At 24.6% G+C, this 12,816-nt stretch carries 12 protein-coding genes and 1 other RNA gene; 4 read left to right on the top strand and 9 right to left on the bottom strand.

All coding sequences use genetic code 4. The features are described 5' to 3' along the window. Nucleotides 1–47 precede the first annotated feature (47 nt). The 4 genes from recA to AACK83_RS03125 all read right to left on the bottom strand — a co-directional run bounded on the left by recA (nt 48) and on the right by AACK83_RS03125 (nt 2,291). A complete protein-coding gene (recA, locus tag AACK83_RS03140) occupies nt 48–1,031 on the bottom strand; it encodes a recombinase RecA (RefSeq protein WP_338959372.1) in 984 nt (327 codons plus the stop codon). A 53-nt stretch (nt 1,032–1,084) separates the two neighbouring features. Then, nucleotides 1,085–1,546 (bottom strand): CinA family protein, encoded by a 462-nt coding sequence (locus AACK83_RS03135; protein ID WP_338959371.1) that lies wholly within the window; start codon nt 1,544–1,546, stop codon nt 1,085–1,087. Between the two features lie 48 nt (nt 1,547–1,594). After that, nucleotides 1,595–1,944, bottom strand: an RNA gene (gene rnpB, locus AACK83_RS03130) — RNase P RNA component class B. Nucleotides 1,945–1,973: 29 nt separating this feature from the next. Next, entirely contained in the window at nt 1,974–2,291 is a 318-nt protein-coding gene (locus tag AACK83_RS03125) for a DivIVA domain-containing protein (RefSeq protein WP_338959370.1), read from the bottom strand. Between the two features lie 76 nt (nt 2,292–2,367). Between AACK83_RS03125 and AACK83_RS03120 the strand changes: the two genes are divergently transcribed. Beyond that, the gene (locus AACK83_RS03120) at nt 2,368–2,829 is read left to right on the top strand and encodes a Holliday junction resolvase RecU (protein ID WP_338959369.1); all 462 of its coding nucleotides are present in this window, start codon (nt 2,368–2,370) and stop codon (nt 2,827–2,829) included. On the opposite strand, the gene AACK83_RS03115 is transcribed toward AACK83_RS03120, so the two are convergent. Next, nucleotides 2,826–3,140 carry an HU family DNA-binding protein gene (locus tag AACK83_RS03115; RefSeq protein WP_252320859.1) on the bottom strand — a complete coding sequence of 105 codons (315 nt, stop codon included), beginning with the start codon at nt 3,138–3,140 and terminating at the stop codon, nt 2,826–2,828. The two genes, AACK83_RS03120 and AACK83_RS03115, sit on opposite strands and share 4 nt — an antisense overlap. Nucleotides 3,141–3,628: 488 nt before the next feature. Between AACK83_RS03115 and AACK83_RS03110 the strand changes: the two genes are divergently transcribed. The 3 genes from AACK83_RS03110 to AACK83_RS03100 all read left to right on the top strand — a co-directional run bounded on the left by AACK83_RS03110 (nt 3,629) and on the right by AACK83_RS03100 (nt 8,161). Continuing rightward, nucleotides 3,629–4,009 (top strand): RidA family protein, encoded by a 381-nt coding sequence (locus AACK83_RS03110; RefSeq protein ID WP_252320861.1) that lies wholly within the window; start codon nt 3,629–3,631, stop codon nt 4,007–4,009. A 615-nt stretch (nt 4,010–4,624) separates the two neighbouring features. Continuing rightward, on the top strand, nt 4,625–5,602 hold the full coding sequence (locus tag AACK83_RS03105; protein WP_338959368.1) for a hypothetical protein: 978 nt from the start codon (nt 4,625–4,627) through the stop codon (nt 5,600–5,602). A 1,350-nt stretch (nt 5,603–6,952) separates the two neighbouring features. Further along, a complete protein-coding gene (locus AACK83_RS03100) occupies nt 6,953–8,161 on the top strand; it encodes a trans-sulfuration enzyme family protein (RefSeq protein WP_338959367.1) in 1,209 nt (402 codons plus the stop codon). 10 nt (nt 8,162–8,171) lie between these two features. Here the strand turns inward: AACK83_RS03100 and AACK83_RS03095 are convergent, their stop codons facing one another. The 4 genes from AACK83_RS03095 to tsaB all read right to left on the bottom strand — a co-directional run bounded on the left by AACK83_RS03095 (nt 8,172) and on the right by tsaB (nt 12,815). Further along, nucleotides 8,172–9,119, bottom strand: a complete 948-nt coding sequence (locus AACK83_RS03095; RefSeq protein WP_338959366.1) for a type I phosphomannose isomerase catalytic subunit — start codon at nt 9,117–9,119, stop codon at nt 8,172–8,174. 33 nt (nt 9,120–9,152) lie between these two features. Next, entirely contained in the window at nt 9,153–11,258 is a 2,106-nt protein-coding gene (locus AACK83_RS03090) for a fructose-specific PTS transporter subunit EIIC (protein ID WP_338959365.1), read from the bottom strand. A gap of 82 nt (nt 11,259–11,340) precedes the next feature. Beyond that, nucleotides 11,341–12,183 (bottom strand): MurR/RpiR family transcriptional regulator, encoded by an 843-nt coding sequence (locus tag AACK83_RS03085; RefSeq protein WP_252320354.1) that lies wholly within the window; start codon nt 12,181–12,183, stop codon nt 11,341–11,343. Nucleotides 12,184–12,233: 50 nt separating this feature from the next. Continuing rightward, nucleotides 12,234–12,815 (bottom strand): tRNA (adenosine(37)-N6)-threonylcarbamoyltransferase complex dimerization subunit type 1 TsaB, encoded by a 582-nt coding sequence (gene tsaB, locus AACK83_RS03080; protein ID WP_252320355.1) that lies wholly within the window; start codon nt 12,813–12,815, stop codon nt 12,234–12,236. Nucleotide 12,816 lies beyond the last annotated feature (1 nt).

Here is a 12,816-nt window from a genome sequence, read left to right as displayed (position 1 = left end):
ACAAATAAGTAGGATAATAATCCTACATTAATTTTAGCATGTTTTTTTTAAAACTTGATTCGTTCCTTAATTTGTTCTAAAAGAAAAGTATTTGTTTCTAAACTTTCTTTTGCTTTTATTTTTCCTTGTCCTAATTTTACATCTTCATAAGTGTATCAGCCACCAGATTTATTAATAACTTCTTTCTCAACAGCAATTGTAATGATTTCACTAATTTTTGAAAATCCTTCTTCAAAACAAAAATCAAGACTTGCTGTTTTAAATGGTGGTGCTACTTTATTTTTTACAACTTTTATTTTTATTTTATGACCAATTATTTGATTACTTTTGATTAATTGTTCACCTTTACGTACTTCTAGTCTAATTGTACTATAAAAACGTAATGCTTTTCCTCCGGGTGTTATTTCAGGATTACCATATATAATACCAACTTTTTCTCGAATTTGATTAATAAATAAAACAATACAATTAGTTTTTGCGATACTTCCACTAATTTTTCGTAATGCTTTAGACATTAATCGCGCTTGAGCACCAATTGTTTGATCATTCATATCACCATCAAGTTCAATTTGTGGAACTAATGCTGCTACTGAATCAACAACAATCATATCTAAAGCTTCTGATTTAACAAGAATATCTAGTATTTCTAATGCTTGTTCTCCTGAATCTGGTTGTGTAATTAATAAACGACTAATATCAACACCTAATTTTTGACTATACTGACGATCTAATGCATGTTCAGCATCTATAAATGCTATTCTACCATTTTGTTTTTGAACTTCTGCTAAAGCCATTAATGCTAATGTAGTTTTACCTGCCGATTCTGGTCCATAAACTTCAATAATACGACCTTTTGGAAAACCTTTAACACCTAAAATATCATCTAATAATATACTTCCTGAACTAATAACTTCAATATCGCCAATACTACTATCACTTAGTAACATAATAGCACCTTTGCCAAATTCTTTTTCAATTTGCTTAATGGCCTTTTCTAATAATTGCTCTTTTTCTTTAATGTTTATTTCCATAAAATCACCCTACAAAATATTAATAACTCTGTAAGATAATTCCTTTTTAAAATTTAAAAACTTAATAAAATTTTTTTTAAAATAACTACTGCTTTTGCTACTATAGTTGATCTAATTTCGTTTCTATTACCTGAAATATTTAACACTTCACATCAAACATTATCATTGATAACAATACCTACATATACTAAACCAACCGGTTTATTTTCTAGAGCATTAGGTCCTGCATTTCCAGTAAAACTAATAGCAATATTTGTTTTTAAAATTTTTTGTGTATTTAAAGCCATTTCTATAGCACATTGTTTACTTATTACACCATATTTTTCAATGGTTGTTTTTTTAATTTTAACAATATTGATTTTTGATTCATTAGTATACGTTATAAAACCACCACTAAAATATTTAGAAGCACCAGCAATACTAGTAATCTCTTGAGCAAAAAGTCCACCAGTAATACTTTCACAACAACTAATTCTAAAATTAAATTTATCTAATAAAACTAAAAGTTCAGTCATTTTTAAACCTTCAATCAAATAATTTACAATACAAAAAAAGAATAAAAAAATCATAAGCCACGTTCTGTTCTTGCTTCTTGCAAGTGCTAACCATTTATCTACTATTGTAAACAATAGTTCGGTTTATTATTCATTTCTAATAAACCAATGCCCCTACCTAAATTTGGGTTTCTCGCTTGTGGGGTTTATCTCGTTCCAGCTTTTAAGTTTCCTTAAAACTCGTCTCTATGACACTTTTATAGACTAGAACCTTATTTAATAAAAAACTTAGGTTTTTGTCAGCCGTCAGAATTACTGCTTAGAGTTATTGTTTTCTCTAACACAAACATTACTTTCATCACAGAAAGTGCGAGCGTGGACTTTCCTCTACATACTAATGCAGCGATTAGCTCATTTTTTATTCTTTTAGAAAAAAATTATAACATATTTATTCTTCATGTACAATACTTTCTAATTTGCTTAACCTCGTAATAATATCAACATTTTCTACACCTTTTTCTTCTAATTTTTGTTTTTCTTGTTTTAAAACTAAAATTTGTGTTTTTAAAACATCAATTTCTTTAAGTAACTTGTAATTATTATTTTCTAAAATTGCATTTTGCTTTTTTAGTTTATTTACAAATTCTTCTAGTATTTCATAATTAGTAGCTACTAAATCAAGAAATAAATCTACTTCTTTAGAATCATAGCCTTTATAATCAACAGTAAATTCTTTATCTATAATATCCTTTTTACAAATATTCATACTTATACCTCCTTTAATTAAAAGGAAAACTATTCCAAAGTTAGTAATATTCTATATGTAAGGGGGAATTAAAATAATGTTTTATGCTAACCGTGGAATGTTTCTTGAAACTATAATTAATTATACTATTGAAATTATAAATAATGAAAAACAAGCACTAATTTTTAAACAAAATCCATCAATTTTATATCAAAACAATAAAATTTTTAAAGAAAAAAGTAATGTTGATTATCATGGAGTTTATCATGGTAAATATTTGTGTTTTGAAGCAAAAAGTACTAAGTCTTTAACATTACCATGAAATAATTTTAAAAAACATCAACTTGAATACTTAGAAAATGCTTTTTATCTTAATGCTATTAGTTTTGTTATTATTTATTTTTCAGAACATAATGCCTTTTTTTTAGTTTTTTGAGAAAAATTAAAATTTTTAAAAGTTCAAAAAAAAGCACTGACATATAAAAAAGTAGAACAAAATGGATATAAATTAGAAATTATATATCCATTTTATCTTGATTTTTTAAAATTTTTAATTTAAGAAGCTAAAGTTTCTGTTTGTTGATTAGTATGTTTTTTAAATTCAGAACTCGCTTTAAATTTAGGTGCTTTAGAAGCACTAATTACAATAGATTCACCAGTTTGGGGATTACGACCTGTTCTTGCTTCACGAATAATAGTTTCAAATATTCCAAATTTTGGTATATTAATTTTACCACCATTTGCAACTTCAACTTTTATCTCTTCAAAAAATAAATCAATAATATTAGTCGCTAAGGCAATTGTGACGTCAGACTTTTGCGCCACTATCTTAATAATTTCTGTCTTTGTTTTAGAATTACTTTTTGCCATAAAAAATTTCCTCCTAATGTTTTAAGAATTATAATTATAATGTCTATTATAGATATTATTATAACTACGTTATCTTCAAACCAATTTAAAAATGTTACTGGTCTGTAATCAAATTATATAGTAACATTTTATAAAGTGAACCATAAAATGTATTTTTTTTCTAAAAAAATGATAAAATTATTTGAATAATATTTTTTTTACACTTATAAAGGTTAAAAAATAAAAATAAAATTTAATTTTCAATACTGATAATAAAATATTAAATAAATATTTAATTAAAATTAAAATGAAAAATAATTATTAAAAAAATGAAAAGAAAAACATGTAAAATATATTTATAGTTGTTCAAGTTTTAATAATTAATGATGCTAATTTTATATTACTAATTAATTATTTAATACCACGTAAATAACTTAAAAATAACGCTACATTTTACTAATATATTCAATGATGCAAAAACATAATAATTTTAGAAAGAGTGATAAACTATGAAAAATATTATCCATACGCCTAATGCTCCTGCTGCTATTGGGCCATATAGTCAAGCAATAATTGCAGGTGACTTTTTATATATTTCTGGACAATTACCAATTAATAGTAAAACAGGTGAATTTATTGGCACTGACATTTCTTCACAAACTAAGCAAAGTTTATTAAATATTAAAGCAATTTGTGAAGCTGCTAATATTACTTTAAATAATATTGTAAAAGTTAATATTTTCTTAAAAGACTTAAATCACTTTGTTGAAATGAATAAAGTTTATGAAGAAATATTTGGTACACACGCTCCAGCAAGAGCAGCAGTTCAAGTTGCTAGAATTCCCAAAGATGCATTAATTGAAATTGAAGCAATTGCTTATTTAAAATAATTTTTCTAATTTTATTTTTTTATTGCATATCTAAATTTTTAACTATAAAATTAAGTCAAGATTTATTTAGAAAAAGTACTTTAAAATTTAAAAAGTTTTATTCATATAATAATGATATTAGTAAAATAAACTAATATCATTTTTAATGATACATTACTACACTTTCCAATTTAATATTCTTACTACAATTTCACACTTTTCTCAAAATTCTAAATATTTTATACTTAAAACAATAATAAAATACATTCTAAATAAATCTTAATTTTAAAAATAAATTATAAATTAACAAAAAATAATATTCAATATTACTTAAACTATAAATAAAATAATAATTGAATTTAAAATATAAATTTAAAGATTACTAGTAAAAAGTAACCTTTTTTATTGACAAAACATTTTTTGTTATAAAAAACTAAAAATATTGTAGTACTTTCATATAAATTAAAAATTATAAGTAAAAAATAAAGTTTTAATTGTTTATGGCATACTAAAATTTCTAATAATAAAATTAATTTAAGATTTTATTAATATAACCTTTCATTTGTAAGTTAAAATAACTACTAGAAAAAATATTAATAAAGTCTTAAAAAATTATTAAAAGAAAGAAGACATATTATGTTAAACAAAAAAATAAAAGCAAATGCTATTTCAAATAACATTTCTTTTCAATGAAATAGTGAACAATCTATACCAGTTTATGGATTACAAGCAATATCAAAAATTAATGATAAAATATTTGGTGTTATTATTAAAGACAATATTATTGGTTTTTATACAATTGATAAAGAGAATAATCTAATTTTATTAGCAGACTATGAACAAGACAGAGCATATCCAATTGAAAATGGTTCAGGAATTGCTTTTACTAATGAAGAAGATAATAAAAAATGGGACAAAAAAATTTATTATCAATTTTTAATAAGTGATGGAAAAAATACTGCACAAACACAATTTTTTATTTTAGACTTAAGTGATGAAGCTAAACCAGAAGTTAGTGCAACAACAGTTTATCGCTTAACTGGAAGTAATAATCCATTTTTAAATAACTATAATAATCGTCATGTATACCTATACGAACATTATATAATTGTTACTCATTCCGCAATGTGAGAGAAAAGTTCAGTAGCAATTATATTAGATTTAAAAGAAGACAATGTAACAATAAAACAATCTGCTGATGATAATCTTTATATGACATTTAATGAAAAAAGTGGGTATTTATATTTTGTTGATAATTATAAACAATTTACTGCATATAAAGTTAATAATAAAAATACATTAACATTAAAAAATAAATCTGACTTAATATTTTCAAAAATGTTTACAAATGGTTCAAATAGTTATGTTATTAGTAAAAATAAAAATAATGACTATACAATTGAACAAATATTTATTACTAGTTTAGATGATATTGTAACTTTATTTCCAGTCATTAAAGATAGCAAAGCTGCTATTATACTTGATGCTTATAAAATTAAAAATAATTTTTATTTTTATGGAATAAATTATAATACAGAAACTTCAATTAAAACTGCATTTATTTACAAATTAATTATTAAAGAAAAGCAGTTTAGAAGAAATAGGAAAATATAATTTTGTAAAAACTGATGAAAATGAAACAGTATATCATAATTTTAATGAAGAATATTTATATGTTAATCGTGGGGAAGAATTTATACGTATTAATATCGTAACAAAAAACAATGAAATCTTAAATATTGGTCTTATAAAAAGTAATGAACTTTTAAGTATAGTTTATGATAAAAATAAAACTTATTTAGGAGTTAGTAAACAATCTACACCTAAAATATCAAATATCTCTTTAATTGAAATCATTTGATAGCAATTTTTCAGATATTCTTTAGTTCTAAAATAAAAAAATTTACTTTACACAATTAAAATTATAGTAAAATACAATAATATCAAAATTAACAAATAAATTAAAAAAATAATCAAGTTAAAAGATAATTATAAAATTAAACTTTCTAGGAATTAGTATAACTTAATTTTACAAAGCATTAGTTTAAAATAATTCTATCTTTAAAATTTACAAAAATGAACAACTGTAATATTTTAATTTTAAATAAACATAGTTCATTTTTGTTATATTTTCAAAATTGAAAAATTAAATGTTTTAAAACTAATGTATCATTAGAATTTTTTTCTGATAAATTTTTATAATTTATTATTAAAATATATTTAAAATTTTTATAATAAAATGAAAAACTAATAATCATTTGTAAACTAATATTTAATTTTCTTTTACAATTTTTGTATTCCAATTGATAATTAAATTTTAATACATATAATATAGATTTTAATTATAATAAATTATTTTTTTAACATAAAAATATTTATTGCATATGTAAACTTTTGAATATAAAATTAAATCAAGATTTATTTAGAAAAAGTACTTTAAAATTTAAAAAGTTTTATTCATATAATAATGATATTAGTAAAATAAACTAATATCATTTTTAATGATACATTACTACACTTTCCAATTTAATATTCTTACTACAATTTCACACTTTTCTCAAAATTCTAAATATTTTATACTTAAAACAATAATAAAATACATTCTAAATAAATCTTAATCTATATAAAATATCAATAATAAACTAAAATTATGTTAATTAATAAAAACTATAATAAGTATTGAATTTAAAATATGAATTTAAAGATTACTAGTAAAAAGGTAACCTTTTTTATTAAAAAAAATTACTATAAAATAACAAAAAGATATTGTAGTATTTTCATATAAAAATTGAATATTAGATTATAACTACTTTTTTAAAACAGGATTGTTAACATTAATCTAAGATATTTATATACTTTAATATAAACTTGCTACCTTTATTTATATAAAAGGTAGTTTTAAAATACAAATTAAATGGAAATAACATAAAAATAAAATAAATTTATATCTATAAGGAGATAATTATGACAAAAATTAAAAAAAATAAAAATAATTACCACATTGCAACTAAATTAGTTCATTGTGGTAATTATAATGATAAATTTGGAGCCGCTCTACCTCCTATTTATCTATCAACAACTTTTGCTTTTGATAGTGCCGAACAAGGTGGTAGGATATTTAATTTACAAGAAGAAGGATATGTTTATACAAGAATTGGTAATCCAACAACAACTGTTTTAGAAAAACGAATGGCACATTTAGAAGGATCAGAAGAAGCAATTGCTTTCTCATCGGGTATGGGGGCCATTGCATCTACTTTTTGAACATTATTGAATGCTACTGACCATTTATTATCATCAAAAACAATTTATGGTGGTACTCATTCACTTATTGAAAAAGGAATATCACGCTTTCAAATTGAAGTTGATTTTGATGATTTTACTAAACTTGATGAAATTAAAAAAAATTTAAAACCAAATACTAAAGTTGTTTTTTTCGAAACACCAGCTAATCCTACTTTAGAAATTTTAGATATTAAAGCAATTAGTGATATTGTCCATCAATATAATCCGCAAATTCAAGTAATTGTTGATAATACTTTTTCTACACCAATCATTACTAAACCATTAATTTTTGGTGCTGATATTGTTATCCATTCAGCAACAAAATATATTAACGGTCATTCTGATGTTATGGCCGGAATTGTTTGTGGTAAAAGTACTTTAATAAATAAAATTCGTTTTGAAGGATTAAAAGATTTAACAGGAGCTGTATTATCACCTCATGATGCCTTTCTTGTTTTAAGAGGACTATCAACTTTAGAATTACGATTATGAAGAGCTTGCAAAAATGCAAGAATAATTGCAGCAAGATTAAAAGAACATCCTAAGATTAAAAAAGTATTTTATCCTGGACTAACTAATTCAGCAACAGAACAAGTACTTTATGAACAACAAATGAAATTACCAGGAGCAATGATTAGTTTCGAATTAAAATGTGGATATGATGGAGGAATCAAACTATTAAATAATTTAAAATTAATAATTTTGGCAGTTTCTTTAGGTGGAGTTGAGTCATTGATTGAACATCCTGCTTCAATGACACATTCTACTTATAATGCACAAGAATTAGCAGATGCAAATATTTCAGAAGGTCTTGTTCGTCTTTCAATTGGTATTGAATATGTTGAAGATTTGTGAAATGATTTGGAACAAGCATTAAAAAAACTATAATAATTATTTATTAGCAATATGCAACCATCAACAACATATTACCACTTAAACAAAAATCAGTATAACCATTTGGTAAAATAAATGAGTCACCTTTTTTAATACTAGTATCATCAATTATACCATTACCATCCAATACTGAGATTTGCAATCATCTAGTATTAGGATAACTATAATGGTTAATTCCCTCATTAATTAATTTAATTAACTTAAAAAACTTGTTATCAACTAAATAATTATCATGACCATTAGCTTCACTACTATTTAAATCAGGAGCTAAAACAATAGTTGATGCTTCTTTCAAATGCAAATTTCGTAAATTACCAAGTTCATCTTTACGATCATAATCATATAAACGATATGTAATATCTGATGATTGTTGTAATTCAAAAACCATAGTATGTGCCAATAAACCATGAATTTTTAGAGAAGGAACATAAATAAATTGATCTTTTTTAATTGGTATATATTTTAATAGTTTATGTCATTGTTCTTTTGCCAATCATTGATTAAACTGATCTTTGGTTTTAGCATTATGACCCAAAATAACTCTACCTTTGGGTAAACATTCTAATATATACCAACATTCAGTTTTTCCTAAACATTGATGATTTTTTTCTGCGAATTTATCATCAGGGTGAATTTGAACGCTTAAACTATCATTTGCGTCTAAAATTTTTGTTAACAATGGATATTCTTTATTAATCACACTACCTGAACTATCAAGATTAGCAAATAAACTAGGTTGCTGTTTAAACAATTCTGCTAAACTTAATCCTTTATACTCGCCATTTAAAACATAACTCATTCCATTGGGATGAGCACTAACTAATCATGCTTCACCAATTGGTGTATTTTTAGGTAAATCAAAATTAAATTTGTGTGCTAATTTTTGACTACCTCACAATTTGCGAATAAAAGCAGGTTTTAAAAAAATTATTTGTGATGTGCTATTATTCATATTCACTCTCCTAAACTTTGATTATTTGTTCAATTAAACTTTATTTTTACTATTTTTAGATTTAGTTTTTTTACTATTAAATATTTTCATGATTCTTTCATTCATTAATTTAAAAACCTTAATATTACGTGATTGAATAATTAATAATCCACCATATACTAAACAAGTAACAATACTTCCAACAATAATGGCTAAAAAGAATAAAAGAATACTTACCCAAAGCACATAATTAACTGAACTAACTGCACCTAAGATAGCAACAATAGGACCACCATGACCAGCAGCATCAGTTAATAAGAAAGCACCAGCAATACTACCAGCAACAGCACTACCAATAATATTACTAATAATAGCACGTTTTGGATCTCTTACTGCAAAAGGAATCGCACCTTCAGAAATACCAATACACCCCATTAACATTGCTGTTAAACCTAATGTACGTTCACTTTCATTAAAGAATTTACGAAAAATCAAAGTTGTTAAACCCATTCCAAGTGGTGCAACAGGAATAGCTGCAGCTACTGCTCCCATAAATAATTGTGAACTAGGATCAGCAGTTATAGTTGTTGAGGCTGCTAAAAAAGCAACTTTGTTAATTGGACCACCCATATCAAATCCAATCATGGCTCCTAGCAACATTCCAATTGCTGCCATTGCTTCACGTGGCATGTGGGTTAACCCATTTTGAAATTGTTCCATTATTCAACCAATTGGAGCTCCAATTGCATAAATAAAAGTGAAACTAATTAAAAATGTTACTACAATAGGAATAAAGAAAATTGGCATAATTGGAGCAATAGTCTTTGGTACTTTTCAAGTAATAATTCATCTTACTAAATATCCAACACTTGGACCAATTAATAATGCTCCTAAAAATCCAGCAGAAACCTTTGGCTCTAAACCAGCAATTGGATAAACTAATCCTGCTGTATTAGCAACATATGCACTTACCATTGCCGGAACCAAGGCAGCACGTCCTGCAATTGAATTAGCGATAAAACCAGCTAAAATTGGAATCATTAATGTAAAAGCAATACTTCCAGCTTGATTCATAAAATAAAGAAAATGATTATGTGGTAACTTGGAAATATCAAAGTCAACACCATAAACTGCTTTAGCAATACCAATTGATAATGCTAACATAATTCCACCAAAAACAACAAATGGAACCATATAGCCAACACCAGCCATAATATGTTTCATAATTCCCTGTTTATCAGTAGTAAATAAATCATTTGATTTATTTTCTTTTTCCGCTTTTTGTCCCGATTCTGACTTGTTTATTTCATAAGGTTTTGCGTTAGCAAAAGCATCATTAACAATACTTTCAGGATTTTTAATAACTTTGCTAATTTCTACTTTATATAATGGTTTATTATTAAAACGTTCTAATTTTAAATCTGCAACACCGGCCGATACTGCAATAATAACTAAATCAGCGTTGGCAATATCAGTTGCTGTAAAAGCACCTTTAATACCAATACTACCATGAGTTTCAACTTTAATATTATAACCTAAATTTTTTGCAGCAATTTCTAATTTATCTTGTGCAATATAAGTATGTGCTACCCCAACTGGACAAGCAGTAATTGCTATAATATTTTTAGTTTTTTTTGAAGAACCTTTCATATCTTCACTAATAGTTTTACTACTAGTTTCAACATTAGATTTATTATTAATATTTAGTGATTGAATAATTACTTTTTTATCTTTTGAATTAAATAATATTGATTGAAATTCCGGTTTTGTTAATCTTTGTGCCACTTTTGATAAAATTTCCAAGTGCTCATTACCAGCACTTTTTAGTGGCACAATTAAAGCAATAATTGCTTTAACGGGTTGTTCATCTAGTGCTTTCCAAGGAATTGGCTGTTTAAAACGCATAATAAAAATTCCTGATTTAACAATATCTTCATTACGAGCATGTGGCACAGCAACACCACCACCAAAACCAGTAGTTCCTTCTCCTTCTCTTTGTAGAAAACTATTAACTACTGATTTTTCACTAATATTTTTTTTCAAAAAACCTAATTTTTTAGCAGAAGTTGCTATTTCTTGAAAAGCTTCTGCTTGTGTTTTACAATCAGATTCAAGAAAAACGTGTTCTACTGTCAAAATATCATCTTGTTTAGACAACATACTTCATCTCCTTACTTAATAAATATTCATGACATAATATTAAATTATTATTTTAAAAAAAACAGTTTTTTTATTTAAAAAATTAATTAAATTTTTTAATTACTTTATTAGTTTTAATTCTATTTTCTAAATATCAATCTTTATGCTTTGATTTTAATAAATATGTTGTTACTAAATCATTAAAATAAGTAATAGCAAATAATGGAGAAATAAATATTTCTTGTGCTTCATAAAGTCCTGAAGAAACAATATTAAATGTTCAATCAGCATAAGTCACTAATTCAGTTTTATCTTGTGATGTAACAACTGCAATTTTAGCATTATTCTTTTTAGCAAGTTTAGCTGCTTCAACAATAGTAGCGGTTTTACCTGATAATGAAAAAAGAATTATTACATCTTCTGGAATAATTAAAGAAGCATGCATTAAAATACTATCATCATCTTTATTTAAACAGATTGATCGTAAACCAAACCGATATAATTTATTTGATAAATCCTCCGCACCTAAACCAGAATGACCAATGCCTGCTAAATAAATACAAGCTTTACGATTATCATCTATTCAATTAATAAATCTTTGTAATTCCTCATAATTAATCGTTGAATCATTTAAATCCATTAGTTTTTTATAATGTTCTTTTAAAACACTACGATCACCAAAAAACTCACGATTTAAAGCTTTGAAAGTAGTTTCTTGCGCAGCTAAACTAATGATAAATTCACGATAACCTTTAAATCCCAATTTCTTAATTAAATTATAAACAACACTATAACCAACAGTATTTTCTTTAGCCAAAGAACTAATAGTAACTTGATCCATTTTTTGACTATTCTTATTAATATAGTTAATAAGAACTTTTTCTTTTTTTGTGAAATTATTTTCTTCCTTTGATACTCTAGATCAAAAATTATCATTGATAAGCATGTAAAAGCTCCTTTTTAAACTAATGTAAAATATTTAAATATTATTATTTTTTAATTATGTGATGAAAATGGATCATTAATATAATATGGTTGCAAATCTTCCATGTTTTTTACTTCGATAAAATATGGTGACAACTTTTGAAAATTTTCCACAATATTACACTTTTCTAAATTTTCAATTATTTTATAATCTAGTAAATCACTAATAATACCAATTTTAGCATTTTCATCTACTAATTGCGGCTGAATAATTATTTTTCCATTATCACATACTGCCAAATAACTTTTATTATTGTATGCTGACAAAACACTTATTGATTTTATTAATCCTGCCTGTAATAATAAACTATTAATAGTAAAAACCGTTAAAAAACTATTCAAAACTTTAAGTGTTTTGACAAAAGTAATTGCTACTCTAATTCCAGTATAACTGCCAGGACCATTTGCAATAACTACTTTTGAAATATCTTTTAATTTTATTTTACATTTTACAAGTAAATTAGTAATAGTTGGAATTGCCAATTCTGTTTGTTTTTGTCAAGCAATAAATGATGAACTTGCTAAAATTTTATTAGCTTGCAAAATCACCACTGTTAATTTGTTATTTGTTGTATCTAAATATAATTGATACATA

The sequence above is a fragment of the Spiroplasma endosymbiont of Tiphia femorata genome (genome assembly GCF_964020225.1).
In the GTDB taxonomy this organism is placed as follows: domain Bacteria; phylum Bacillota_I; class Bacilli_A; order Mycoplasmatales; family VBWQ01; genus Spiroplasma_E.
Note: the sequence above shows the minus strand (reverse complement) of the source record. Positions and strands in the feature narration are given on the sequence as shown.